The sequence below is a fragment of the Microbacterium sp. KKR3/1 genome (genome assembly GCF_021272365.1).
Lineage (GTDB): Bacteria > Actinomycetota > Actinomycetes > Actinomycetales > Microbacteriaceae > Microbacterium > Microbacterium aurugineum.
The window spans coordinates 758,724-782,127 of sequence record NZ_JAJSDW010000001.1 but is presented as its reverse complement, the minus strand read 5'-3'; the positions used below and the strand labels follow the sequence as shown (position 1 = coordinate 782,127).

Genomic DNA, 23,404 nt, shown 5'->3' with positions numbered 1-23,404 from the left:
TGCGGCGGACCGTCAGCGACGTTCGTGGGGGAGCGCCTGCTTGATCTTCTCGATGGTGCTCTGCGCCGGTGCCTCGTTGTAGGCTCCCGCCAGCTCCTGGCCCGACAATCCGTGGATCGCGGCCATGATCTCATCGGTGGCGAGGCGGCGCGCCCGTCCGCTCGTCGCGGGACCGTGCGGCGACAGATCGAGTGGCTCGCCGAAGCGGACGGTGATGCGCTCCGAGAGCGTCGGGACCTTGGCCCCCACGGGCATCACCTTGTCCGTGCCGATCAGCCCGACCGGGACGACGGGCGCGCCCGTCTGCAAGGCGAGGAAGGCGACGCCGGTGCGGCCTTTGTAGAGTCGACCGTCCGTGGAGCGTGTGCCTTCCGGATACAGCGCCACCGCGAGGCCCTCATCGAGGAGCTGCCGCTGCAGATCCAGCGCGTCCAGTGCTGCTTGGCCGGCCCCGCGTCGCACCGGGATGGCTCCGATGGACTCGAAGAACGTCTTGCTCATCCAGCCTTGGAAGCCGGTGCCCTCGAAGTAGGCGGACTTCGCGAGGAAGTGCACCGGACGGGGCGCGGCGACGGGGATCGCGATCGAGTCGATGAACGAGAGGTGATTGCTCGCGAAGATGACGGGCCCGGTCAGCGGCACCCGATCGCGACCTTCGATACGCGGCCGGTACACGAGGCGGGCGAGCGGGGTGATGAGGCTGCGGCCGAGGGTGTACGCGAAGCCGGCATGGCGAGGTTTCGCGGTCTCAGCGGGCGAGGATCCCTCTGCGGGCGACGATTCGGGCTCGACGGACTGCTCAGAGGTCATCAGAGCAGGTTACTCCCGGATCCATGCTCGTGTGGGAATGAAGAGTTCCGCCGCGCCTCCCAGCCGGGGCAAAGGGGTATGGGGGAGGATGGGGTGTCCCGCCCGCGATCCCGAGGTCCCACTGTGCGCAAGCGTCCGCTCATCGTCCTGTCCACCGTCGCCGCGGCGACCCTGCTGCTGGCGGGCTGTTCCGGCAGTTCCGCGCCGTCGAGCTCCGGCACGCCCGACCCGTCGGCTTCGAGCACGTGTGCTCTGGACGCGCAGCCGGGTGAGACCTCGGATGCCGTCGTCGTCGAGGGAGAGGGCGCCGACACGAAGGTGACCGTCCCGTCCGACGCGGCTTTCGCGGGCGTCGAGCGGACGGTCGTCTCTGCGGGCGAGGGGGACGACGTGCTCGTCAACGACCTGGTCTCGGTCCAATACCAGATCGTGGATGCGACGACCAACGAGGTGCTCGATTCTTCCGCTCGCGGCGAGGGTGGGGTGCTGCCCGTGCTCCTCGACACCAACCAGTCCTCGCTCTTCGTCGCCGCTCTCGAGTGCGAGCCGGTCGGCTCACGCGTCGTGCTCTCGCTGCCCGGCAGTGCGCTGGGCGAGGGCGCGAACAACGTGGTCGTCTACGCACAGGCCGTCGAGCAGCTGCCCGAAATCGCCACCGGAACCCCCGTCGACCCGACCCCCGGCATGCCGACGGTCACGCTCGATGATGACGGCAAGCCCTCGATCAAGATCCCCGAGGGTGACGCACCGACCGAGACCAAGGTCGCTGTCCTCACGCAGGGCGACGGACCGACCGTCGGAGCCGGCGACCTCGTCGTCGTGCAGTATCTGGGCGTCAAGTGGTCGGACGGTGAGGAGTTCGACTCGAGCTGGAGCCGCGACGCTGCACCGGCACAGTTCCAGACCACCGGCGTCGTCGCGGGCTTCCAGAAGGCTCTCGAAGGGCAGAAGGTCGGCTCGCAGGTCATCGTCGTGATGCCGCCGTCCGACGGCTACGGCGCGAGTGAAGGTCACGAGCTCCAGAAGGAGAGCCTCGTCTTCGTCGTGGACATCCTCGCCACCACGCCCGTCCAGCAGTAGCAGGGGCGGTATCCAGGACGTGTCCTAGGCTGGCGTCATGCGTCGCATCATCGTCCTCGGCTCCACCGGCTCCATCGGCACCCAGGCGCTGGATGTCATCCGCGCCAACCCCCGGCGATTCGAACTCGTCGGTCTCGCCGCAGGATCGAACCGCGAGATGCTCGACGCGCAGGCTGAGGAATTCCGCGTCGAGCACACGGCGCTCGGAGCCGTCGACGCCGAGCAGCTCGTGCGCGATGTCGAGGCCGACGTCGTTCTCAACGCCATCACGGGTTCGATCGGTCTCGGCTCGACGCTGGCCGCGCTGCACGCGGGGCGCACTCTCGCGCTGGCGAACAAGGAATCCTTGATCGTCGGCGGTGACCTCGTCCTGGCCGCTGCCGCGCCGGGGCAGATCGTCCCGGTCGACTCCGAGCACTCGGCGTTGGCGCAGGCGCTGCTCGCCGGCACCCACGCCGAGGTTCGGCGCCTCGTGGTGACTGCATCCGGCGGCCCGTTCCGAGGGCGCTCCCGCGCAGAACTCACCGAGGTGACCCCCGCCGAGGCTCTGGCGCACCCGACCTGGGACATGGGGCGCATGGTCACGACGAATTCGGCGACCTTGGTGAACAAGGGGCTCGAGGTGATCGAGGCGCACCTGCTGTTCGATGTCGCCTACGACGACATCGAGGTCGTCGTGCATCCGCAGTCGATCGTGCACTCGATGGTCGAGTTCGTCGATGGTTCGACCATCGCGCAGGCGTCACCGCCTGACATGCGCCTGCCCATCTCCCTGGGGCTGGATTGGCCGCACCGTGTCGGGGGCGTCGGACGGCCGTTGGATTGGACGCAAGCGACGTCGTGGACGTTCGAGCCACTCGACAGCGAGGCTTTTCCCTCCGTCGCCCTGGCGAAGGCGGTCGGTCGCGCCGGCGGGACGTTCCCCGCGGTCTACAACGCCGCCAACGAACAGGCCGTCGACGCCTTCCACGAGGGACGGCTCTCGTTCCTCGGTATCGTCGACACGATCGCCCGAGTCATCGACGCTCATGACGCTCCCGACGCCTTGACCGTCGAGACGCTCGCGGCGGCCGAGACCTGGGCGCGCGAAACGGCCGATCGGATCATCGCGGCGGGCTGAGCCCGGGGTCGGAGCGACCGGCGCCGCCCCGACGAGGTCAGTCCTCGGCGGGGTAGGGAACGGGCCAGCGCGGCTCCGGAACCGGCCATCCCGCCGCACGCAATGCGCGACGGGCGAGTTCACGGGCGGAGTAGGGCGTGCGGACGCCGCGGATGTCGCGGTAGTCCTGGTGGCCGGGGCCGGCCCAGAGGATCGCGTCGCCGTCGCCGACCAGTCCGACAGCGGTGATGATCGCGTTCTCGGGCGGTGAGGCTTCGTGGATCTCCGCGTCGGGCCGTGCCTGTCGCGCGCCGGCGATGAGCGTCGCGCGGATGGATGCCGGATCCTCGAACCGCGGATGGTGATCGGTCACCACGAGGATGTCGCTGCCTTCGACCGCCGTGCGTGCCATGTCGAACCGCTTGCTCGCATCGCGGTCTCCGTCGGCGCCGAACAGCATCAGCACTCGGCCCGGTGTCACCCGACGGACGGCGGCGAGCGTCTTCTCGAACGCGTCGGGGGAGTGCCCGAAGTCGACGAACACGGCGGGACCCCGCTCGCCGGACACGAGTTGTGTGCGGCCGGGGAGGTAGGCGCGGATGCCATCGTGCTGAGCGAGCGCCGTGACGATGCGGTCCCACGCGTAGCCGCCCTCCAGGAGCATGACGATCGCGAGCGCGGCGTTGGCGGCCATGTGCGGACCGATGACGGGGACCGTCGTCGTGAGTGAACCGGAGGGTCCGGTCATGGTGAACGTGGTGCCGGCCGCTCGCTCGTCGTCGATCACGACGACCCAGTCCGCTGCGGAGGCCGCAACGGGGTCGGCTGCGATCGACGGTGTTCCGACGGTCACCACGGGGATCTCGGCGCGTTCGACCACGACCGCCCCGGACGGCGAGTCGAGGCAGATGACACCGCGTTTCGCACGGTCGGGTCGGAACAGCGGCAGCTTGGCCTCGAAGTACTCCTCCATGTCGGCGTAGTCGTCGAGGTGATCATGGCTGAGGTTGGTGAAGCCGGCGACGTCGAAACGGAGACCGTCGACGCGGTGCCGGGACAGTGCCTGAGCGCTGACCTCGACGGCCACCGCTTCGACCGCTCGTTCTCGCATGAGGGCGAGGAGGGCATGCATCTCGGATGCCTCGGGCGTCGTCAGTCGGGAGACGATGACCTCCCCGGCGATGTGGCGCTCTGCCGTGGAGGAGAGCCCGGTCACGACCCCGAGCTGGTCGAGGATCCCCTCGAGGAGGTGCGAGACGCTGGTCTTCCCGTTGGTCCCCGTCGTCGCGAACAGCAACGGCAACGGATCATCGGCGCCCGTGCCGTACACCCAGGCGCTCAGGTCGCCGAGGACGGCGCGGGGGTCGTCGACCACGATGATCGGCAGCCCTGCGGACTCCGCGATGGCCGCTCCCGGCTCGTCCGTGATGACGGCCACGGCGCCCTTCTCGGCAGCGGCGAGCGCGAAGTCCGCGCCGTGGCGGTTGACCCCCTGAATCGCCACGAAGGCCTCACCCGGACGGAGGTCCGCCGTGGCCAAGGTGATGCCGGAGAGGGTGATCCCGTCGATGTCGCCGCGTACGGAACGGGCGAAACGGGAAGCGAGTTCGGACAGCTCACGCCGGGGCGGGTTCGCGGGGCGGAGCACGGGAGGCAGGCTCGGTTGTTGTTCAATCGACATGTCGCATCCATGATCTCATGACGGCGCGGCGAACCCTCCTGCGGCACGACTCCCCGCACGCCCGGAACACGGCGCGCGAGGAGTCGTGCGCGGCGTCAGGCCTTTCGGCGGAAGGCGAGGACCGCGACGACGAGAGCCGCGACACCGGCCGCGAGCCCGCCGGCGCCGAGGGCGATGCCCACGGGGTCACTCGCAGCGGCCTGGGTGCCCTCCTCCGTCGTCTCAGCAGCCTCGTGGTCATCGGCACCCTCGTGGTCACCGTGACCCGAGGTTGCGGCCTCCGTGACGACCACGACCGGCGCCGGTGCATCGAGACTGTGCGGGTCCTCCCCGTTCTCGGCGAGCTGCGTCCACTCGGTCGACCCCTCGACGCACTCCTGCACGACGGGGAACGCCAGAGTGTCGGGGGTGCTCTCGTCGAGCCCGACCGACATGCTCACCGCACCGCGGAGGTCGTTCGGCACCGGTGTGACAGCGGTGTAGGTCACCGCGCTGACGAGTCCGTCGTCGCCGCGCTCCACTCCGATGTTCCAGTCGCCGTCCATCGTCGGCGCGACGGAGGCGAGACCCTCGGGCATCGTGATGCGCAGGGCGGTGGTCGGCGAATTCTCGCAGCCGTGCGAGAACGAGAAGGTCAGGACGCCGTGGTCTCCGGCGACGAGTTCATCGGGGCTGACGCCCACATGGGCGCTGGCCATGGCGGGAACCGCGAGGGCGAGGAGCGCACCGCTGAGGAGGCCGGTGGTGGCGAGGACGGTGCGGCGCGTGCGAGAGGGGGTGTTGCGGGACATGATGTATCTCCTGGTGCTCGATGTGCGGGCGCGCCGGACGGCGCGAATCCGCGAAAGGGTGAGGCCGCTCGGGAACGAGCAGCGGACTCCGTGCGACGGATCGGTGCGGATCAGTCGCGGATGAGCGCGGGTGGACCCCGTCGCGTCACGGCGGCCGCGAAAGCGACTTCGAGGACAGGAAGATCGAGGGAACGCAGTCTGGGCGGCCTGCGGTGGTCGGTCGGGGTGGTCGTGACGGAACGCCGGAGAAGGGCCTCGACCCAACGGGCCACCGCTCGCACGACCGCTTCGCCGTGCCAGATCAGGAGCATGGTGAGGACGGCGGCGACGACGTGGGCGACGAGCATGGGGGCACCGGCGGCCGATGCGGACGGTGTGGAGGCGAGCAGCGCGAGATCGAGGTGGTGCACGTGGCCGAGCCCGCCGGGTGACGATGTCGCGACCGGGGAGCCCAGCACCTGGAACAGCACGTGGAAGGCCGCCTGTGCGAGAAGGACGGTGACCGCGACCCGGCCACGCGAGGGGCGGGCACCGATGAGCAGTGCGGAAAGCGGCGTGACGAGTGTGGCGACTGCGAGGATCAGCAGCGGATGAGGGGCGGAACCTCCGCCGAGCGTGTGGGAGACACCGGCGAGCAGCGTCGCGATGGAGGAGACGGCGGCGGCGCGTACGAGTCGCAGCTGCCGGGCATTCACGCTCACAGCCTAGCCGGGACGAGCGTGCCGGGCGGATTCCTAGCTCGGGGCAGTAGCGTTGGCACGTGGAATTCCTGCTCTATCTGGGCGGCATCCTCTTCATGCTGATCGGCCTCGGCCTGTCGATCGGCCTGCATGAGGTCGGCCATCTCGTCCCCGCGAAGCTCTTCGGCGTGCGCGTCGGCCAGTACATGATCGGCTTCGGGCCGCGTCTGTGGTCGAAGCGGATCGGGGAGACCGAGTACGGGTTCAAGGCGCTGCCGCTCGGTGGCTTCATCTCGATGTCCGGGATGTACCCGCCGTCGAAGAGCACCGGTCCCGCATCCGGCGTGTTCCGGTCGTTGATCCAGGACGCGCGCTCCGCCAACGACGAGACCATCGCGGAAGGCGCAGAGGACCGAGTCTTCTACCGTCTGCCCGTGTGGAAGCGTGTCATCGTGATGTTCGGCGGCCCGCTGATGAACCTGATCCTGGCGACCGTCATCTTCACGGTGCTGGTGTCCGGTATCGGCGTCCAGCAAGGGACGACGACGATCGCTTCGGTCACCGAGTGCGTCGTCCCCGCAGGATCCACCCAGACCGAGTGCACCGCGGACGACCCGAAGTCGCCCGCTGCGGAAGCCGGGATCAAGCCGGGGGACGTGCTCGTCTCCGTCGACGGCCAGCCGGTGTCGGACTTCGCGGAGGCGACGGCGATCGTGCAGGCGGCGCCCGGTGAGACGCTCGACCTGGTGGTCCTGCGAGACGGCACCGAGCAGAGCCTGAGCATCACCCCGGTGGCCGCCGAGCGCACGATCACGGATGCCTCGGGCCAGCCCATCCTGGACGACGCCGGTGATCCCGTCGTCAAGGAGGTCGGCTATGTCGGCATGGGATCGCAGATGGGATACGTGCAGCAGCCGCTGAGTGCGGGACCGCAGATGGCGGCCGAGAATGTCGCCAGGGTCGGCTCGTTGCTCGTCACGCTCCCCGTGCGTCTCTGGGACATCGGCGTCTCCCTGGTGACCGGGGGTGAGCGGGATCCGAACGGCCCCCTGAGCGTGGTCGGTGTCGGGCGCCTGGCGGGTGAGGTCGCGGCGACGGATGCCCCCGTCCTCAATCGCTTCGCGATCCTGCTCGGACTGCTCGGTTCGCTCAACGTCGCCCTGTTCGTGTTCAACCTCATCCCGTTGCTCCCGCTCGACGGAGGGCACATCGTGGTCGCCCTGTGGGATGGGATCAAGCGGGCCTGGGCGAAGCTCTTCCGGCGGCCCCCTCCTGCACCGGTCGACGCGACCAAGCTGGTGCCGCTGACCGTGGTGGTCGCGGTCCTGCTGATCGCGATGGGCGCACTGCTCCTGATCGCCGATCTCTTCAATCCGGTGAATCTTCTCGGTTGACGCAGAGATGATCGTCGACGGCGGTGCTGAGTCGCAGCCGGTTCGAGCGGCGACCGCATCGGAATCCGACTGGGCTTCCGCTCAGCTGAGGGCGTGGGAGACGAGGCGTTCGAGGGTGTGGATGCCGTCGCGCGACAGGATCGATTCGAGATGTCCCTGCACCGAGGCGAAGTGCGCGCCGCGCAGGGCGTAGACGTCGCCCGACGCGTCGTCTGCGGACACCTCGGCCGATGCGACGGTCGTCGTCCCCGGTGTCACTCGCGCCGTGAACGTGTTGTAGAAGCCGATCGATGCGTCCTCTCCGAACACCGGGACCGCCTTCTGCAGGCCTTGGTGCGGCGCAGCGAGCGGCGTCAGCGCGATGCCCAGCCGGTCGGCGAGGATCTGATGGCTGAGGCAGACCGCGAGCAGCGGAGCTTCGGCATCGAGGCGGCGTCCCACGATCTCGCGCATCCGCGAGATGCGAGTGCTCGTGGCGTCCCGCGGGTCGCCGGGGCCGGGGCCGGCGACGACGAGATCCGTGGTGTCGATGTCGGCGTCCGTCACCTCGTCCCAGGGCGCAATCGTCACGGTGAGCCCGAGGTGTCGCAATTGGTGGGCGAGCATCGTCGTGAAGCGATCCTCGGCGTCGACGACGACAGCCGTGTGCCCCGCGAAAGGTCCGGTGAAGTCCTCGCCCTGCGGGTTGAGCCAGAACTCGGCCAGGCGCGCGTTGCGCGAAGACAGCAGTGCGGCGATCGCCGGGTCATCGGCGAGGGCGCGTTCCCCACCCGGCGCATCGGCATCGCTCCGGGCCTCCGCCACACGATCGCGATCGATCGCACCGATCGCGCCGAGCACGCCGGCCGCCTTGCCGTGCGTCTCGGACACCTCGCCCAGAGGATCGGAGTGGCGGACCAGTGTCGCACCGACGGGAACGCGCAGCGTGCCGTCCTGGAGGTACACGGTGCGGATGAGGATGGGGGCATCCAGGTCATGTCCGCCGTCCGCGCTCGGGGTGAACAGTGCGGCCACGCCGGAGTAGTAGCCTCGCGGCTGGCGCTCATGACGGCGGATCACAGCGCAGGCGTTCTGCATGGGTGATCCGGTGACCGTCGGTGCGAACATCGTCTCCCGCAGGATGTCGCGCGGGTCGAGGGCGCTGCGTCCGCGAAGCATGTACTCGGTGTGCGTGAGCCGCGACATCTCCTTGAGGTGCGGGCCGGTGATGTGCCCGCCGTCGGAGCAGACCGCGCTCATCATCTTGAGCTCCTCGTCCACGACCATGAACAGCTCCTCGGTCTCCTTGGCGGAGGCGAGGAAATCGATCAGCGTGTCCTTGGTCGCGCCCCCTGCAGGGTGGCGGAACGTTCCGGAGATCGGGTTCATCGTGACGACGCCCTCACGCGCGACGACGTGTGCTTCCGGGCTCGCGCCGACCGCGATGTGCCCCGGCGTGAAGACGGCGAACGTCCAGTACGCGCCGCGCTCATGCGTGAGCAGGGCGCGGAACCAGGTGAGCGCCGCGGTGCGGTCGTCGACATCGATGTTCGCGGTGAAGTCGCGGCGGATCACGAAGTTCGCGCCTTCGCCGCGCCCGATCTCGTCTGCGATGACCTTCTCCACGATGGCCGCATACTCGTCGTCCGCGATGTCGAAGCCGTCGTCGCGGAGAGGCACCGGAGTGTTCGGGAGCTGCTCGAGGAGAACGGGAGTCGGAAGGTGGAGGTGCTCGTCGACGATCACGCACCGCAGCGGTGCGCCGTCGTCCTGTGCGACGAAACCACGCTCGCGCACCTGGCGGTAGGGGACCAGGGCGAAGATCTCGCGCGGGGTGCCGTCGAGCATGAGCGGGATGTCGGCGAGCAGGTCGACATCGACCACGTCGCCGCTGAGCAGCTCGACGGTGTCGGCACCGTCGCGGGCGATCAGCACGAAGGATGCCGTCGGGTCGGCGCTGAGCTCGGTGAGTCGTGAGAGGGTCATCGATGTCTCCTGTGCAGTGCTCCGGCTCGGCGCAACGAAAAGACCGCCCCGGAGGCGGTCTGGATTCGTGGGAACGCGAACACACCGCCTAGAAGGCGGGCCACCAGGTGAAGTTCGCGAGCATGGGCCTGAAACTACCACATCGCCCGTGCCCGTCTGAGCGGCAGGGCCTCACCAGAGACTGCCGCCGGGCTGGGTCACCTCGGCATCGAGGGCGTGATCGACGACGAGGCGCACGGCGCGTGCGAGATCCTTGTCGGCGAGGTGCGCTGCGCCGGCCGGTGCGGTGCTGGTGGACCAGGGCAGATGCACGAATCCGGCTCGCGCGTCCGCCCGAACAGCGCCGAGGGCTGTGTAGAGCACGTGATTGCAGACGTAGGTCCCCGCCGACAGCGAGAGGTGTGCAGGCAGCCCCTCCTCGATCAGCACCTGGAACAGACGCTTGGTCGGGAGGCTGGCGAAGCGAGCGGCGGGGCCGCCGATCTCGCTGGGAGCATCGAACGGCTGCGCGCCGTCGTTGTCGGGGATCCGTGCGTCGATCAGGTTCACGCCGATGCGCTCGACGGCGATCCGCTGGCTGCCTCCGGCGAGCCCGGTGGCGATCACGGCATCGGGGGAGTGCGTCGCGATCAGGTCACGAAGGCGGAGCGCCGAGGGGTCGAAGGCAACGGGCAGCGTCGCGATGACGAGATCGTGCGGGCCGTCGTAGTCTGCCGCCACCGCGCGGACGGCGTCCGCCGAGGGGTTGCGGGCGGCGCCGTCGAAGGGCTCGAAGCCGGTGAGGAGGATGACCGCCATGCGACCAGCGTAGGTGCGTCCGTCCAGCCCTCTCGCATCCGGGCGGCGTAGGCTGGTGGGGTGCCAGCAGTGAACCTCGGAATGCCGAAGATCCCCGAAGTCCTCGCCCCGCGCCGGAAGTCTCGGCAGATCAAAGTGGGCAAGGTGCTCGTGGGCGGCGACGCTCCCGTCAGTGTGCAGTCGATGACGACCACGAAGACCACCGACATCAACGGGACCCTTCAGCAGATCGCCGAGCTCACGGCGTCCGGTTGCGAGATCGTGCGCGTCGCCGTGCCGCATCAGGACGATGCCGATGCGCTCAAGATCATCGCGATGAAGAGCCAGATCCCCGTGATCGCCGACATCCACTTCCAGCCGCGCTACATCTACACGGCCATCGATGCGGGGTGCGGGGCCGTCCGCGTCAATCCCGGCAACATCCGGGAGTTCGACGGCAACGTCGGCAAGATCGCCGAGGCAGCCAAGGCCGCCGGCGTCTCGCTGCGCATCGGCGTCAATGCCGGATCGTTGGACCGTCGCATCCTCACCAAGTACGGCAAGGCGACGGCCGAGGCTCTGGTCGAGAGCGCCGTCTGGGAGGCGTCGCTGTTCGAGGAGCACGACTTCCACGACTTCAAGATCTCCGTCAAGCACAACGATCCCATCGTCATGGTCAAGGCCTACCGTCAGCTCGCCGAGCGCGGCGACTGGCCCTTGCACCTCGGGGTGACCGAGGCGGGGCCGGCGTTCCAGGGCACGATCAAGAGCGCCACGGCATTCGGCATCCTGCTCGGCGAGGGGATCGGCGACACCATTCGCGTCTCCCTCTCGGCGCCGCCCGCGGAAGAGGTGAAGGTCGGGCACCAGATCCTGCAGTCGCTCAACCTCCGTGAACGCAAGCTCGAGATCGTCTCGTGCCCGTCGTGCGGGCGCGCTCAGGTCGACGTCTACACACTCGCCGAGAACGTCACCGAGGGGCTCAAGGACATGACGGTGCCGTTGCGCGTCGCCGTCATGGGCTGTGTCGTCAACGGTCCGGGCGAGGCCCGTGAAGCCGACCTCGGCGTGGCATCGGGCAACGGCAAGGGTCAGATCTTCGTCAAGGGCGAGGTCATCAAGACCGTGCCGGAGGCGGAGATCGTCGCGACCCTGATCGAAGAGGCCACCCGGATCGCCGCCGAGATGGGCCCGGAAGCGCCCCTCGGCACCGCGCAGGTCGTCACTGCCTGAGTCCTGAGGAGCACGAACATGTCCGAAGCCGCTCTTCCCGCCCCCGTTCAGGCGATGGTCGATGCGATCAATGCCGCGGATACGGAAGCATTCGTCCGCGCGTTCACACCGGCAGGATTCGTCGATGATTGGGGCACCGTCAAGGCCGGCCCCGACGGCGTGCGCGGGTGGGCGGACAGCGACGCGATCGGAGCGGGCGCGCAGATGACGGTGCTCTCGGCGACGACGGACGGCGACACGACACGCATCCGCTTCGCCTGGTCGAGCAGGGTCTTCAACGGCGAGTCCGAGGGGATCTTCGTGATCGAGGGCGACAAGCTGGCCAGCTTCACCATCCCGCCGTCGCACTGACCCCGCCGCCGCAGGCCGCCGACCGCACTCCGGCCGCACCGTCGAATCTGAGGAGATCCATGTCGACGCCCACCATCGTGACCTTCGCCGAAGGCGCCGTAGACGGTGACGGCGTCGTCACCCGCGTCGAGCAGGGCCCGCACGGAACGGTGGTCGTGGTCGACGCGACTCCTTTCCACCCCGTCGACCACACCTGGCCGGATCAGCCGGGCGACAGCGGAACGATCACGTCGGGCGGGCAGGTTCTCCCGGTCGCGGAGGCCGTGATGGCCGCTGCCTCCGCGGAGGGTGCCTTCGCCGTGGGCAGCGACATCCCCGTCAAGCGTGGCGCGGAGGGGTGGACGTGGCTGGTCGGGCACCGTATCGACGCCGAGGTGCCCGACGGGCTGGTGGAGGGCGCCCGCGTCCGCCTGTCCGTCGACGAGACGCGCAGAGCCGGACTCAGTCGTGGTCACACGGCCTGCCACCTGGCCTCCCTCGCGCTCGACCTCGCCGTCTCCGACCTGTGGCGTAAGGACCCGGGAGCGGATGCGCTCGGGAATCCCGACTTCGAAGGCCGTGCGAACCAGTCCAGCCGTATCCACGAGAACGGCGCCGTCGACGAGTACCGTCTCGGCAAGAGCTTGCGCAGAGCTGGATTCGACACCGAGACCTTCGCCGCGACGCTCGCCGATCGTGAGGAGCAGATCAACAGCCGGCTCGCCGCGTGGGTGGCGTCGGGCGCAGCGAGCTTCATCCGGACGGAGGGGCCCACGATCGTCGACCGCCGACGGTGGCACTGCGACCTGCCGGAGGGCCACGCGGCGATCCTCTGCGGCGGCACCCATGTCGACAGTCTCACGGAGTTCTCCGCGATTGTGGTCGAGCTCGATCTGAGCGACCCGCAGCTCCTGGTGATGACCACGACCGCGACCCCGGCGGTCTGACCTCAGCGGACGAATCCCGCCTGAACGCGGCCACCCGCTCGCCGCAGTTCGGTCTCGACGCGTGCGGCGAAGAGCACGATGTCTCCGGCGAGCAGCGGGTCGCCCAGAAGGCCGGCGCGCTCGGGGCTCAGGGAACGCAGTCGACGGGGAAGCCATTTTCCCGTCGCGACCCAGTGGCCCTCGGACAGGAGCATCAATTCTGCGATGCGTTCGAACAGCAGGTTCGCCACGACCCGTTGTTCCAGGGGATCCTCCGCGTCGTGGAGGTCATCGAGGAGGTCGGTGATCACGTAACGACGGAATGCGGACTCTTCAGCGGTGAGCGTCGGCCCTGCGGCCAGGAGTCTGCTCCAGTGCGCACGGAACTCATCCAGCGACCCGTCATCCCGGATCGGCATTCCTTCCACGAGCATGTGGACAATGACGGGGCGGTGGTTGTCGAGACCGCGATCCGCCCACTCGGCGAAGCCGTCCGGAGTGTAGGCGAACACCTCGAAGATCTCTCCTTCGAACTCGTGGGTGGCCGCCTCGCTCGACTGCGTCGGGTCGTCGAAGAGCAGATCGCCGATGAGGAGGAGATCGGTGTCGCTGGTTGCCGTGCGCTCCTCACGTGCTGTGCTCCCGGCGACGATCGCGATCCGCGCGCGGGGGTAGGTTCCGGCGATGAACCGCTCGGCGCGTTCGGCATGATCCATGCCGTCAGAGTATCCGCCGATGTCGTTCGCGCCCGGTGGCCTCGCCTCGGCGAGCGGTCACCAGATCGCGCGGAGGACCCGCTGCGTGTCTGCGAGCGTGAGGCCCTCCGCCCGGGCGACGGTGGCGAGCGCGTGGGCGGCATCGGCGATGCCGCCCGCGACGGGGCTGGCCGAGTCGCTCACCCGCGTGCCGGAGCCGATTCGTGAGGTCGCGAGCCCGTCTTCCTCGAGCAGGCGATACGCCTTGGCCACGGTTCCGGGGGCGATCGACAGGTCCGAGGCGAGTTGACGCACGGACGGAAGGCGGTCGCCGGCGAGGAGCCGGCCGGTCGTGATCAACCCTCGGATCTGATCGTGGACCTGTTCTGCAGGCGACTCTCCGGTATCACGGCGGATCGTGATGATCATGACGTGCGCACCTGACTCGGTGTCCGAGCGCCCATCGGCACACCACTGAGGGCAGTGAGCAGCCAGAGCGCGATCCCTGCCGTGGTGGAGAGGGCCCATGCAACGAACAGTGCGGGCTCCATCGCGGCGAACGGGGTGCCGAGGGACACCATGCCGAGAGGGCCCGCCTGTGCCGACAGCATCATCGATGCGGTGCCTCGCAGCGAGCTGAACACCACGGCGAGATGGAGCAGTACGGCCCCGCACGCGATCCGGGCGATGTTGGCGGCACGTAGTCGCCGGATCGCGGTGTCGCGGTCGATGTCGTAGCTCCAGGCAGGACGCGGGATCAGGAGCCAGCCGATCGCGGTGGCGAGGAGGAGCACGCCGAGCAGCGCCAGCGACGGCAGCGAGTAGTGCCAGCCGTAGATGCCGGTCGAGGCCGAAGTGCCCGAGGACCCCAGGGTGATCGAGAATCGTGTGTACTCTCCCCGCTCATTCGTCTCCGATGCGGCTCCGGCGGCAAGAGCGAGCGCGACGGCGACGGTTGCGAGGCCCCCGAGGAGGATGGGCTGTCTCGGGCGGAGGAACGTCCGGACCGTACGCGGGACGAGCTGCGCCGAGGCGTCCATCTGCGTCGACCGCGAGGGGAAGCAGAGCAGGATCACGCTGACGATACCCAGTATCAACGGAAGTGCCGTCCGGCTCCCGAGGTCCCACCAGAGCTGGGGGCCGAAACCGAAATCTCCGGCGAGGGGAGCGAGGAATACGATCACCGGCACTCCACCCGCGACCGCGGTGATCACCGCATCTCTGGTTGAGAGCCGTGGGGCTCCGCGCAGGAGGGTCAGCCGGAGGGCGAGCGCGATCACTGCGCCGAGCACGCTGGGCCCCCAGATGAGAAGCAGGAACAGTATCATCGTCGCCTCCGTCAGTGTGTCATCGCGCTGATACATTATGTACCAGTGTGATGACACACTTCAAGGCTCGTTCAGACGGCGAACTCGACCTCGGCCGCGGCGATGTCCGCGCGGACGACCTGCAGGCGCACGATGTCTCCCGGCTTCACATCGGCGGGAACGGGCGCTGTCGCCGTCACCGCGGGGTCGGCGATCTGCACGCTCGCTCGCTCACCGCGCAACTCGATGACCGTCGCCTCGATCGTCGTGCCGATCAACGGAACGAGCAGCGCGGCTTCCACGGTGTTGATCGTCGTCGAGTTCAGCCGCGACGCGCGCTGACCGGACTCCTGCATGAGAGCAGGGAGTTCGGGAAGCGACGCGCGGGCCCACTCCGGTACCGGAGCGCCACTCGATGCCGCAAGGCAGATGACGAGGGTCCAGCGGTCGACGAGTCGGCGCAGGGGAGCGGTCGCGTGCGCGTAGGGAGCGCCGATCGCGGCCTGCACCGTGTCCGTCGGGGGCGCTCCGTCGAAGACGACATACCCTGCGCCGCGAAAAAGCGATGCTGCGGCTTCGAGCACCGGGAGGGTGACGGGGTCGGCGCGATCCAAACGGCGCAGGTACTCCCCGTAGGTTCCTGACGTCCACGGTCGCCCGAGGGCCACCGTCTGGTGCCGGAACGTGGTGAAGGCCGCGTCGTCGGGTTCCGGCATGGTGCGGAGGACACCGATCCCGGCGTCGAGCATGAGTGACGCCGCCGCCATCCCCGTCATGAGGGACAGTTGAGCGTTCCACTCCTCGACGGGGAGAGGGCTGCGGCGTTCGATCGAATACGCGCCGTCCGCACCCTGGACGACCTCCTCATCGGGGAGGTTGAGACTCGCCCCGCCCCGTGACCGTTCCTGCTCGAGGCGCCGCGCTCCGATCTCCGGCAGCAGAGCCGCGGGTCCGTCGTCGCCACGGTCCAACACCTGCTGCGTGGTCACGTACTCGAGCTGGGCGCGAGAGCGGATGAGTGCGCGTTCGAGGCGGAAGTCCTGCACCGAGGCCGCCTCGTCGAGGTTGAAGGTCCAGACCAGCGCAGGGCGGTCGACGTTTGCGAGCAGTGAGGCGCGATCCTCGCTCAGTGCTCGAGGATGCAGCGGGATCGACCCGTCCGTCGCGTACAGCGTCTGTCCGCGGCGTCGAGCCTCGGTGTCCACCGCTCCGCCCGGCACGACGAATCCCGGAACGTCGGCGATCGCGTAGCGCACCGTGTAGCCGGTGCCCGCACGAGCCAGGTGGAACGCCTGGTCGAGGTCGCGGGAACCCGCCGGATCCAGCGTCGCGAACGGCACGTCCCGGAGGTCGAGCTCCGGGGCGGTCGCGGTGCTGGTCTCTGCTTCGGCGAGCGCCTCGGGTGGGAATTCGAGCGGCGCCTCCGAAGACTCCCGGAGCGCGGCCAGGGCGGCCGCGAGCTCGCTCCGAGTGGCGGAGGAGGACACATGCGATCGGCGCTGCGGCATGGCTCCACACTATGCGGGCTCCCTCATCGATGCCGGATCCTCTGGAGCCGACCCGACCGTCCGCGGGTCGCGTTACCGTGGTTACATGACCACTGCAGCCAAGGCCCAGACTCTTGTCGGACTCTATGACGCTCCGGAGATCCTCCGCGTCGTGAATGTGTGGGACGTCGTCTCCGCGAAGGCCGTCGCCGCGCTCCCGGAGACGAAGGCGCTCGCCACCGCGGGGCACGGCATCGCCGCCTCGTTCGGTTACGAGGACGGAGCCACGCCGCGAGAGGTGATGATCGACATGGTCGGGCGGATCGCCGCCGCTGTGCAGGTTCCCGTCACCGCCGACCTCGATGACGGCTACGGGGACGCGGGGGAGACCGCGCGTCTCGCCATCGCTGCCGGTGTCGTCGGTGCCAACGTCGAGGATCGGCTCAAGCCGCTCGACGAGTCCGTCGCTGCCGTCGAGGCGATCGTCAAGGCGGCAGAGGGCGAAGGAGTGCCCTTCGCCCTCAATGCGCGCACCGACGCCTTCGTCCGTGCCGGTGGGCGTTCCGTGAAGGAGAGCGTCGCCGATGCCATCCAGCGCGGTCGTGCCTACCTCGACGCCGGTGCGACGGCGGTCTTCGTCCCCGGCATCCTCGACATGAACGTCACCCGTCAGCTCGTCGAGGGCATCGGCGAGCGCAAGGTCAGCGTCATCGGTCTTCCGGGAGCGCTCGCCGCCTCGGAGTACGAGAAGCTCGGCGTCGCTCGCATCTCCTACGGTCCTCTTCCGCAGCGGGTCGCTCTCACCGCCCTGCAAGAACTCGCGGCCGACCTGTACGCCGGTGGGGTCGTCCCCGCGAACCTCCCCGCGCTCAACTGACGCGAGACGAGTGACCACGGCTCACTAGACTTGCTCCGTGGTCACTCGTCTTTCGAATTTCTTCCTCCGCACGCTCCGCGAAGACCCTGCAGGCGCAGAGGTCGCCAGCCACCGGCTGCTGATCCGGGCCGGGTACATCCGGCCGCAGGCCGCCGGGATCTTCGCGTGGCTGCCACTCGGTCTGCGCGTCAAGGCGAAGATCGAGTCCGTGGTGCGCGAGGAGATGGCCGCGGCCGGTGCGCAGGAGGTCCACTTCCCCGCACTGATGCCGCGTGAGGCGTATGAGGCGACCGGTCGCTGGGAGGAGTACGGCGACCTGCTCTTCCGACTCCAGGATCGCAAGGGTGGCGACTATCTCCTCGCTCCGACCCACGAGGAGGCGTTCACGCTGCTCGTGAAGGACCTGTACTCGTCGTACAAGGACCTCCCGCTCACGATCTACCAGATCCAGGACAAGTACCGTGACGAGGCGCGTCCGCGGGCCGGCCTGCTCCGTGGCCGCGAGTTCACGATGAAGGACGCCTACTCGTTCGATTCCTCCGACGAGGGTCTGGACGTCAGTTACCAGGCGCAGCGCGATGCCTATGAGCGCATCTTCCAGCGTTTCGGTCTCGAGTACGCCATCGTCCAGGCGGATGCCGGCGCGATGGGGGGCTCCCGCAGCGAGGAGTTCCTGCACCCGACGCCGGTCGGAGAGGACACGTTCGTGCGCAGCGCGGGCGGATACGCCGCCAACGTCGAGGCGTTCACGACCGCGGTGCCCGAAGGGATCGAATTCGACCCGGACGCAGAGCCGGTCATCTTCGACTCACCCGACACCCCGACCATCGAGACGCTGGTGGCGCACAGTAACCGCGAACTCGACGGCGACTACACGGCGGCGGACACCCTCAAGAACGTGGTTCTGGCTCTCACCCATCTCGACGGGACCCGTGAGCTGGTCGTCGTGGGCATCCCCGGCGACCGCGACGTCGACGAGAAGCGTGCGGAGGTGGCGTTCGCTCCCGCTGAGGTCGAGACCGCCACGGCCGAGGACTTCGAGAAGAACCCGCTCCTCGTGCGGGGCTACATCGGCCCGTGGTCACCCACCGGCGCCGTGTTGGGCGAGGAGTCCGCGACCGGCATCCGCTACCTCGTCGACCCGCGTGTGAGCGAGGGGACGACCTGGATCACCGGGGCGAACATCGACCAGAAGCATGCTCACTCCGTCGTCGCCGGACGAGACTTCGCCGCCGACGGCATCGTCGAGATCGCGAACGTGCGTGCCGGAGACCCGGCTCCCGATGGATCCGGCCCCGTCGAGCTCGCGCGCGGCATGGAGATCGGTCATGTGTTCCAGCTCGGCCGCAAGTACGCCGAGGCGCTGGGCCTGAAGGTGCTGAACGAGAACGGCAAGCTCGTCACCGTCACGATGGGCTCCTACGGAATCGGTGTGACCCGCATCCTGGCGATCATCGCCGAGCTCAACAACGACGACAAGGGTCTCATCTGGCCGGCCTCGATCGCACCGTTCGACGTGCAGGTCGTCGCAGCCGGTCGTGACCAGGTCGCGTTCGACGTCGCTGAGGGCCTCTCCGCTCAGCTCGAGACCGCCGGGTTCGACGTGCTCTACGACGACCGCCCCAAGGTGTCGCCGGGAGTGAAGTTCGGCGATGCCGAGCTCGTCGGCGTGCCGAAGATCGTGATCGTCGGACGCGGCGCGGCCGAGGGGCAGGTCGAGCTGTGGGACCGGGCGACCGGTGCCCGCGACGCCATCTCGGTCGACGAGGTCGTCGAGCGTCTCACGGCCTCGCGGTGAGACCCGCGGCCGCGTCGTCAGCAGACGATGCGGCCGTGGTTCATGATGTCGTCATCCGGTGTATCGCGGGTGACGAGGGACTTGAGTGCCCCCGCGGCGAGAGCGAGTTTGCCCTTGGCGGGCTCCCAGAACTCCGTCACCTTCGGTGTCACCTTGAGCAGCGCGATTCCCGGTGTGTCGAGGCCGTCGGCGAACCAGATCTCCAGTGACGCGGAGTAGAGCTCCTCCATCTTGGCGCGGTCGTGCACGATCTCAGCTGTCCCGGCGACGGACACGTACCGCATTCCCTTGGCATCGCAGTATGCGAGCCCGACGTCGTGGTTCTGTCGAGCCTCGTCTACCTTCTCGGTGTCCTCAGCCGTGAAGAACCAGATGTCCCCGGCATCGTCCATCTGCCGGGTCGACATCGGCCGGCTGACGAGGTTGCCCTCGTCATCCGTGGTGGTCAGCATCGTGATGTCGATGTCCTGCACGAGCTCGGCGACGCGGGCGAGGGCTTCGGGTCCTGTGATCTCCGTCATGGCATCAGCGTGCCCGCTGCCGGGGTGGTGGTCACGGGCATTGACACCGCCGCGGTGTCGTGCTCAGGGGATGACCGACCGTGTCGGTCCGGTGCCCGGCGTTGCGGCCCCCACTCCTCGCGCCGCATGACACGCTGGGGGCATGAACGACGAACCTCTGCCGGAAGCGCTCAGTGCCGAGATCAACACCGTCCTCGACGACGCGGGTGTGCACGCCGATCGACGATTGGTGATGCGGATGCTGCGGACCGCGATCCTGCTGGGTGAGGACGGTGCCGACCGACTCGACCTGAAGATCGCCTCCGCGGCGCTGGCGGAGATGCGCGACGCCTTCCGGCTGTTCGCCCCGTTCCGCGGCGTGCCCAAGGTCACCGTCTTCGGTTCGGCGCGCACCAGGCAGGATGATCCGCTGTACCTGACCGCCCGCGATGTCGCCGCGGCACTGGCCGGTGATGGCTGGATGGTCGTCACCGGCGCAGGACCCGGGATCATGCAGGCAGCGTCCGAAGGGGCGGGGCCCGCGCTCTCGCTCGGTGTGTCGATCCGACTGCCCTTCGAGGAGAAGCCGAACGGCTTCGTCGCCGGTCAGGATCACGTGGTCGCGATGAAGTACTTCTTCACGCGCAAGCTGATGCTCATCAAGGAGTCGCTGGGTTTCATCTGCCTCCCGGGCGGTTTCGGCACACTCGACGAGATGTTCGAGCTGCTCACCCTCCAGCAGACCGGCAAGGCGGAGCCCACGCCCATCGTGCTCCTCGATCAGCCGGGCGGGACGTTCTGGCAGGGGCTGCGCAGCTTCATCGACGACCACCTTGCTCCGACCGGCGTGATCTCGGAGGGGGACTTCGACCGTGTCGTGATCACCGACTCCGTGGAGGAGGCGCGCGCGGAGATCACCGGCTTCTGGCACAACTACGACTCGCTGCGGTGGGTCGGCGACGCGCTGATCCTGCGCCTGCGGGAAGAGCCGACGGATGCCGAGGTCGAAGCGCTCAACGAGCAGTTCGCCGCGATGCTGGCTTCGGGGCGTATCGAGAGGACGAATCCACGGCAGCCCGAGGTCGCCGACGACGACCGACTCGAACTGCCGCGACTGGCGCTCCACTTGGATCAACGCCAGGTCGGAAACCTGTTCCGTTTGATCGGGGCGATCAACGCCCTGCCTTCTGCTCCCGCGTGGTGATGCCGGCGGCGAACTCGCCGAGGTCGACGGTGCGGCCGAGGATCCGTTCCGCCGCTCGGTGCCCGGAGTAGAAGGCGGCGCCGACCGTCGCGGGTTCGTCGCCCCAGGTGGCCTCGCCCGCGAAATGCAGCACGTCGTCCACCGGACCGGCCAGGGCATCGTGGTCGTGATGCGTCGATCCCACCGCCAGGTGCGAGTAGGAGCCGTTCGAGAACGCATCCGGCCCCCAGTGCGTGATCCAGTGGGCGCGGGGTTCGCCGACCGCGTCGCCGTACAGGCTGCGGAGGGCGCGCAGGACGTCAGCGACCACCTCCTCGTCTGGCAGCTCCTGCATGTGCCGCCCGAAGGGGCCGGCCGCGAAGGTCAGTAGCGTGGGCAGTCCGCTGACGGCGGAGACGTCGTACCAGGAGTGCCAGTGCTCCCCGGCCTCGCCCAGAGCGCGGATGACGTAGCTCTCGTCGTTCCAGAAACGTGCGGGGAACTGCAGGAAGATCTTGTTGAAGACCCCCATGCCGAGCCGGTCGATCGGGCCTGCGACTGCGTCCGGCAGCGCCGGTTCGAACTCGATCGTTCCCGCCTTCAGCACGCCGAGTGGCACGGTCACGATCACGCGGTCAGCGGTGTACTCCGTGTCGCCTGCCTGCACGACCACGCCGGCCGTCGAGCGGGTCACGCGTGAGACCGGCGTCTCGGTGCGGACATCGAGCCCGGCACCGATGCGCCGGGGGAGTTCGTCGTACCCGCGCGGGAAGATCACCTCGTCGCCCTCGATGGCATCCTCGTCGAGGCCGTGCGCATCCAGGTCGCCGATCCAGGCGCCGCACTGCTCCTCCACCCGGTGGCGGAAGAACTCACGGATCTCATCGATGCGCTCGGGCGAGAACCCGGAACGATCGAGGGCCCGCTCGGTGACGTCGAGGTACGTGTCACCCGAGGAGGATGCCGCGATCTCCTCGACGAGCAGGCGATCGGCCTCATCGACATCCGCGATCCACTGGGCGGTGGCGGTGTCATCCATCGCCCGCCCTTCGCCGTCGAAGTTCTCGATCGGTCGCCCGCCGACCTGGAAGCTGCCCACCGTGTACTCGATGGTCGGGACACCAAGGGCCTGGACGAGGTTCCACAGGGGAGAGCCGTCGATCCCGTGGATCCATGATGCGCCGAGGTCGACGGGGAACCCCGCGCTCCGATCGGTGTGCATCCGTCCGCCGATGCGGTCCCGTGCTTCGAGGACGACGACGCGCTGGCCGGCGTCTGCGAGCATGCGGGCGCTCGTCAGCCCCGACATGCCTGCACCGATGACGATGGTGTCGAATGCGCTCACGTGGTCCTCCTCGGGCCGGTCCTCGGCCGCCTCCGCTGCCGCCGTGGCAGGGGCCGGTCGGCACAGGGTATCGTGGTACGGATGTCGCGCGTGCGAACAGGCGCGACGAGAGCTGAATAGAGAGGCCGTCATGGACATCGAACTGAGTCTTCTGCGAGGGATCGAGAAGGAGAAGGCGATCCCCTTCGACGAACTCGTCGCGATCATCGAGCAGGCGATCCTGACCGCATACTCCAAGCACGTGTCCGAGGATGGTGTGACCCCCGAGGGCGTCCGCGTCGACCTGGACCGCAAGACCGGGCACGTCGCCGTCCTCCAGGTCGTCCGGGATGAGGAAGGCGCCGTCATCGGCGAGGAAGACGCCACCCCCGACGACTTCGGACGCATCGCGGCCTTCGCGGCGAAGCAGGTCATCAGCCAGCGTCTGCGGGACATCGCCGACGACGTGGTGCTCGGTGACTTCAAGGACAAGGAAGGCGACATCGTCGCCGGCGTGGTGCAGCAGGGTCCGAACCCGCGCATGATCCACATCGATCTCGGCGCCGTCGAAGCCATCCTGCCCCCCGAGGAGCAGGTCCCAGGCGAGGAGTACACGCACGGGTCGCGCCTGCGTGTGTACGTCACGAGCGTCGCCAAGGGGCTCAAGGGCCCGCAGATCACGGTATCGCGCACGCATCCGGGACTCGTGCGCAAGCTCTTCGCCCTCGAGGTTCCGGAGATCGCAGCCGGTCTCGTCGAGATCGTGGCTCTGGCCCGTGAAGCCGGACACCGCACCAAGATCGCGGTGAAGGCGAATGATCCGTCGATCAACGCCAAGGGCGCGTGCATCGGCGAACTCGGACGGCGCGTACGCGCGGTCACCGAGGAGCTCGCGGGGGAGAAGATCGACATCGTCGACTACGACGACGACCTTCCGGTCTTCGTCGCCCATGCGCTCTCGCCGGCGAAGGTCACGAGCTCGTTCGTGCTCGACGCGGGAACCAAGGCCGTCCGTGCGCTGGTCCCCGACTATCAGCTGTCGCTCGCGATCGGCAAGGAGGGTCAGAACGCGCGTCTGGCTGCCAAGCTCACGGGTGCGAAGATCGACATCCAGCCGGACAGCATCCTCGACTGAACGGCTCCGGACTCCCGGCTCGCCCCGCGTACGGGCAGGGCGGGGCGAAACGCAGGTGTAAGATGGAACCCGTACGAACGTGCGTCGGTTGTCGCACGCGTGCTCCCCGCTCCGCCCTCCTCAGGGTGGTGTCCCAGAACGACACCCTCATCGTCGATGAGAGTGCTGTCCTGCCAGGGCGAGGCGCGTGGGTCCATCCGACACGCGAATGCATGGATGCCGCTCTGCGGCGCCGCGCATTCGGACGAGCACTGCGCGTGACCACTCAGCTGGACACGCGGAACTTCGAACAGCATCCACCAAGAAACAAAGGCTGAACAGCTATGGAAACA

23 protein-coding genes are annotated in these 23,404 nt (G+C 68.5%); 11 read left to right on the top strand and 12 right to left on the bottom strand.

All coding sequences use genetic code 11. The features are described 5' to 3' along the window. Nucleotides 1–12: 12 nt before the first annotated feature. A complete protein-coding gene (locus tag LVJ59_RS03810) occupies nt 13–810 on the bottom strand; it encodes a 1-acyl-sn-glycerol-3-phosphate acyltransferase (RefSeq protein WP_047524516.1) in 798 nt (265 codons plus the stop codon). A gap of 93 nt (nt 811–903) precedes the next feature. On the opposite strand from LVJ59_RS03810, the gene LVJ59_RS03805 reads away from it, so the two are divergent. Next, nucleotides 904–1,890: an FKBP-type peptidyl-prolyl cis-trans isomerase gene (locus LVJ59_RS03805; RefSeq protein ID WP_232762052.1), complete on the top strand. Its 987-nt coding sequence runs from the start codon at nt 904–906 to the stop codon at nt 1,888–1,890. A gap of 37 nt (nt 1,891–1,927) precedes the next feature. Continuing rightward, nucleotides 1,928–3,010, top strand: a complete 1,083-nt coding sequence (dxr, locus tag LVJ59_RS03800; protein ID WP_232762051.1) for a 1-deoxy-D-xylulose-5-phosphate reductoisomerase — start codon at nt 1,928–1,930, stop codon at nt 3,008–3,010. Nucleotides 3,011–3,047: 37 nt separating this feature from the next. On the opposite strand, the gene LVJ59_RS03795 is transcribed toward dxr, so the two are convergent. The 3 genes from LVJ59_RS03795 to LVJ59_RS03785 form a co-directional block, all read right to left on the bottom strand. Next, the gene (locus LVJ59_RS03795; RefSeq protein WP_232762050.1) at nt 3,048–4,670 is read right to left on the bottom strand and encodes a Mur ligase family protein; all 1,623 of its coding nucleotides are present in this window, start codon (nt 4,668–4,670) and stop codon (nt 3,048–3,050) included. A 95-nt stretch (nt 4,671–4,765) separates the two neighbouring features. After that, the gene (locus LVJ59_RS03790) at nt 4,766–5,461 is read right to left on the bottom strand and encodes a YcnI family protein (protein ID WP_232762049.1); all 696 of its coding nucleotides are present in this window, start codon (nt 5,459–5,461) and stop codon (nt 4,766–4,768) included. Nucleotides 5,462–5,571: 110 nt separating this feature from the next. After that, nucleotides 5,572–6,156, bottom strand: a complete 585-nt coding sequence (locus LVJ59_RS03785; RefSeq protein ID WP_232762048.1) for a hypothetical protein — start codon at nt 6,154–6,156, stop codon at nt 5,572–5,574. 65 nt (nt 6,157–6,221) lie between these two features. On the opposite strand from LVJ59_RS03785, the gene LVJ59_RS03780 reads away from it, so the two are divergent. Continuing rightward, nucleotides 6,222–7,535 (top strand): RIP metalloprotease, encoded by a 1,314-nt coding sequence (locus LVJ59_RS03780; RefSeq protein ID WP_134353544.1) that lies wholly within the window; start codon nt 6,222–6,224, stop codon nt 7,533–7,535. Nucleotides 7,536–7,616: 81 nt separating this feature from the next. Here the strand turns inward: LVJ59_RS03780 and LVJ59_RS03775 are convergent, their stop codons facing one another. Both LVJ59_RS03775 and LVJ59_RS03770 read right to left on the bottom strand, forming a co-directional pair. Further along, nucleotides 7,617–9,500: a chorismate-binding protein gene (locus LVJ59_RS03775; protein WP_232762047.1), complete on the bottom strand. Its 1,884-nt coding sequence runs from the start codon at nt 9,498–9,500 to the stop codon at nt 7,617–7,619. Nucleotides 9,501–9,671: 171 nt separating this feature from the next. Then, complete coding sequence (locus tag LVJ59_RS03770) at nt 9,672–10,298, bottom strand: pyroglutamyl-peptidase I (RefSeq protein WP_232762046.1); 627 nt, start codon at nt 10,296–10,298, stop codon at nt 9,672–9,674. Between the two features lie 81 nt (nt 10,299–10,379). On the opposite strand from LVJ59_RS03770, the gene ispG reads away from it, so the two are divergent. From ispG to LVJ59_RS03755, 3 genes are read left to right on the top strand one after another with little or no spacing between them, the layout of a single operon-like run. Continuing rightward, a complete protein-coding gene (ispG, locus tag LVJ59_RS03765) occupies nt 10,380–11,510 on the top strand; it encodes a flavodoxin-dependent (E)-4-hydroxy-3-methylbut-2-enyl-diphosphate synthase (RefSeq protein ID WP_047522577.1) in 1,131 nt (376 codons plus the stop codon). An 18-nt stretch (nt 11,511–11,528) separates the two neighbouring features. After that, nucleotides 11,529–11,861 (top strand): nuclear transport factor 2 family protein, encoded by a 333-nt coding sequence (locus LVJ59_RS03760; RefSeq protein WP_232762045.1) that lies wholly within the window; start codon nt 11,529–11,531, stop codon nt 11,859–11,861. Between the two features lie 59 nt (nt 11,862–11,920). Next, nucleotides 11,921–12,787 (top strand): hypothetical protein, encoded by an 867-nt coding sequence (locus tag LVJ59_RS03755; RefSeq protein ID WP_232762044.1) that lies wholly within the window; start codon nt 11,921–11,923, stop codon nt 12,785–12,787. Nucleotides 12,788–12,789: 2 nt separating this feature from the next. On the opposite strand, the gene LVJ59_RS03750 is transcribed toward LVJ59_RS03755, so the two are convergent. From LVJ59_RS03750 to LVJ59_RS03735, 4 genes are all read right to left on the bottom strand, one after another. Then, entirely contained in the window at nt 12,790–13,482 is a 693-nt protein-coding gene (locus LVJ59_RS03750; protein ID WP_232762043.1) for a hypothetical protein, read from the bottom strand. Between the two features lie 57 nt (nt 13,483–13,539). Then, a complete protein-coding gene (locus LVJ59_RS03745; RefSeq protein WP_232762042.1) occupies nt 13,540–13,890 on the bottom strand; it encodes a GntR family transcriptional regulator in 351 nt (116 codons plus the stop codon). Continuing rightward, nucleotides 13,887–14,789: a hypothetical protein gene (locus LVJ59_RS03740; RefSeq protein ID WP_232762041.1), complete on the bottom strand. Its 903-nt coding sequence runs from the start codon at nt 14,787–14,789 to the stop codon at nt 13,887–13,889. Before LVJ59_RS03740 ends, LVJ59_RS03745 begins: the two co-directional genes overlap by 4 nt. 71 nt (nt 14,790–14,860) lie before the next feature. After that, on the bottom strand, nt 14,861–16,276 hold the full coding sequence (locus LVJ59_RS03735) for an RNB domain-containing ribonuclease (protein WP_232762040.1): 1,416 nt from the start codon (nt 16,274–16,276) through the stop codon (nt 14,861–14,863). 85 nt (nt 16,277–16,361) lie between these two features. Here LVJ59_RS03735 and LVJ59_RS03730 point away from each other — a divergent pair, with 85 nt between their 5' ends. Next, a complete protein-coding gene (locus LVJ59_RS03730) occupies nt 16,362–17,132 on the top strand; it encodes an isocitrate lyase/phosphoenolpyruvate mutase family protein (RefSeq protein ID WP_047522617.1) in 771 nt (256 codons plus the stop codon). A 37-nt stretch (nt 17,133–17,169) separates the two neighbouring features. Further along, nucleotides 17,170–18,930: a proline--tRNA ligase gene (locus LVJ59_RS03725; protein WP_232762039.1), complete on the top strand. Its 1,761-nt coding sequence runs from the start codon at nt 17,170–17,172 to the stop codon at nt 18,928–18,930. Between the two features lie 17 nt (nt 18,931–18,947). Here the strand turns inward: LVJ59_RS03725 and LVJ59_RS03720 are convergent, their stop codons facing one another. After that, the gene (locus LVJ59_RS03720; protein WP_131492120.1) at nt 18,948–19,451 is read right to left on the bottom strand and encodes a pyridoxamine 5'-phosphate oxidase family protein; all 504 of its coding nucleotides are present in this window, start codon (nt 19,449–19,451) and stop codon (nt 18,948–18,950) included. Nucleotides 19,452–19,593: 142 nt separating this feature from the next. Between LVJ59_RS03720 and LVJ59_RS03715 the strand changes: the two genes are divergently transcribed. Next, complete coding sequence (locus LVJ59_RS03715) at nt 19,594–20,634, top strand: TIGR00730 family Rossman fold protein (RefSeq protein WP_232762038.1); 1,041 nt, start codon at nt 19,594–19,596, stop codon at nt 20,632–20,634. Here LVJ59_RS03715 and LVJ59_RS03710 read toward each other — a convergent pair. Next, nucleotides 20,603–21,958, bottom strand: a complete 1,356-nt coding sequence (locus tag LVJ59_RS03710) for an NAD(P)/FAD-dependent oxidoreductase (RefSeq protein WP_232762037.1) — start codon at nt 21,956–21,958, stop codon at nt 20,603–20,605. The genes LVJ59_RS03715 and LVJ59_RS03710 overlap by 32 nt on opposite strands. Nucleotides 21,959–22,088: 130 nt before the next feature. Here LVJ59_RS03710 and nusA point away from each other — a divergent pair, with 130 nt between their 5' ends. Next, nucleotides 22,089–23,072, top strand: a complete 984-nt coding sequence (gene nusA / locus LVJ59_RS03705) for a transcription termination factor NusA (protein ID WP_232762036.1) — start codon at nt 22,089–22,091, stop codon at nt 23,070–23,072. A gap of 62 nt (nt 23,073–23,134) precedes the next feature. Next, the gene (locus LVJ59_RS03700) at nt 23,135–23,389 is read left to right on the top strand and encodes a YlxR family protein (RefSeq protein ID WP_081996981.1); all 255 of its coding nucleotides are present in this window, start codon (nt 23,135–23,137) and stop codon (nt 23,387–23,389) included. The last annotated feature ends 15 nt before the right edge of the window (nt 23,390–23,404 follow it).

Bases quoted from the DNA above. Each gene is read 5' to 3' on its own strand.
- LVJ59_RS03810 (WP_047524516.1), bottom strand. From the start codon at position 810: ATGACCTCTGAGCAGTCCGTCGAGCCCGAATCGTCGCCCGCAGAGGGA.
- dxr (WP_232762051.1), top strand. From the start codon at position 1,928: ATGCGTCGCATCATCGTCCTCGGCTCCACCGGCTCCATCGGCACCCAG.
- LVJ59_RS03795 (WP_232762050.1), bottom strand. From the start codon at position 4,670: ATGTCGATTGAACAACAACCGAGCCTGCCTCCCGTGCTCCGCCCCGCG.
- LVJ59_RS03790 (WP_232762049.1), bottom strand. From the start codon at position 5,461: ATGTCCCGCAACACCCCCTCTCGCACGCGCCGCACCGTCCTCGCCACC.
- LVJ59_RS03775 (WP_232762047.1), bottom strand. From the start codon at position 9,500: ATGACCCTCTCACGACTCACCGAGCTCAGCGCCGACCCGACGGCATCC.
- LVJ59_RS03770 (WP_232762046.1), bottom strand. From the start codon at position 10,298: ATGGCGGTCATCCTCCTCACCGGCTTCGAGCCCTTCGACGGCGCCGCC.
- ispG (WP_047522577.1), top strand. From the start codon at position 10,380: ATGCCGAAGATCCCCGAAGTCCTCGCCCCGCGCCGGAAGTCTCGGCAG.
- LVJ59_RS03760 (WP_232762045.1), top strand. From the start codon at position 11,529: ATGTCCGAAGCCGCTCTTCCCGCCCCCGTTCAGGCGATGGTCGATGCG.
- LVJ59_RS03755 (WP_232762044.1), top strand. From the start codon at position 11,921: ATGTCGACGCCCACCATCGTGACCTTCGCCGAAGGCGCCGTAGACGGT.
- LVJ59_RS03750 (WP_232762043.1), bottom strand. From the start codon at position 13,482: ATGGATCATGCCGAACGCGCCGAGCGGTTCATCGCCGGAACCTACCCC.
- LVJ59_RS03745 (WP_232762042.1), bottom strand. From the start codon at position 13,890: ATGATCATCACGATCCGCCGTGATACCGGAGAGTCGCCTGCAGAACAG.
- LVJ59_RS03740 (WP_232762041.1), bottom strand. From the start codon at position 14,789: ATGATACTGTTCCTGCTTCTCATCTGGGGGCCCAGCGTGCTCGGCGCA.
- LVJ59_RS03735 (WP_232762040.1), bottom strand. From the start codon at position 16,276: ATGCCGCAGCGCCGATCGCATGTGTCCTCCTCCGCCACTCGGAGCGAG.
- LVJ59_RS03730 (WP_047522617.1), top strand. From the start codon at position 16,362: ATGACCACTGCAGCCAAGGCCCAGACTCTTGTCGGACTCTATGACGCT.
- LVJ59_RS03720 (WP_131492120.1), bottom strand. From the start codon at position 19,451: ATGACGGAGATCACAGGACCCGAAGCCCTCGCCCGCGTCGCCGAGCTC.
- LVJ59_RS03715 (WP_232762038.1), top strand. From the start codon at position 19,594: ATGAACGACGAACCTCTGCCGGAAGCGCTCAGTGCCGAGATCAACACC.
- nusA (WP_232762036.1), top strand. From the start codon at position 22,089: ATGGACATCGAACTGAGTCTTCTGCGAGGGATCGAGAAGGAGAAGGCG.
- LVJ59_RS03700 (WP_081996981.1), top strand. From the start codon at position 23,135: ATGGAACCCGTACGAACGTGCGTCGGTTGTCGCACGCGTGCTCCCCGC.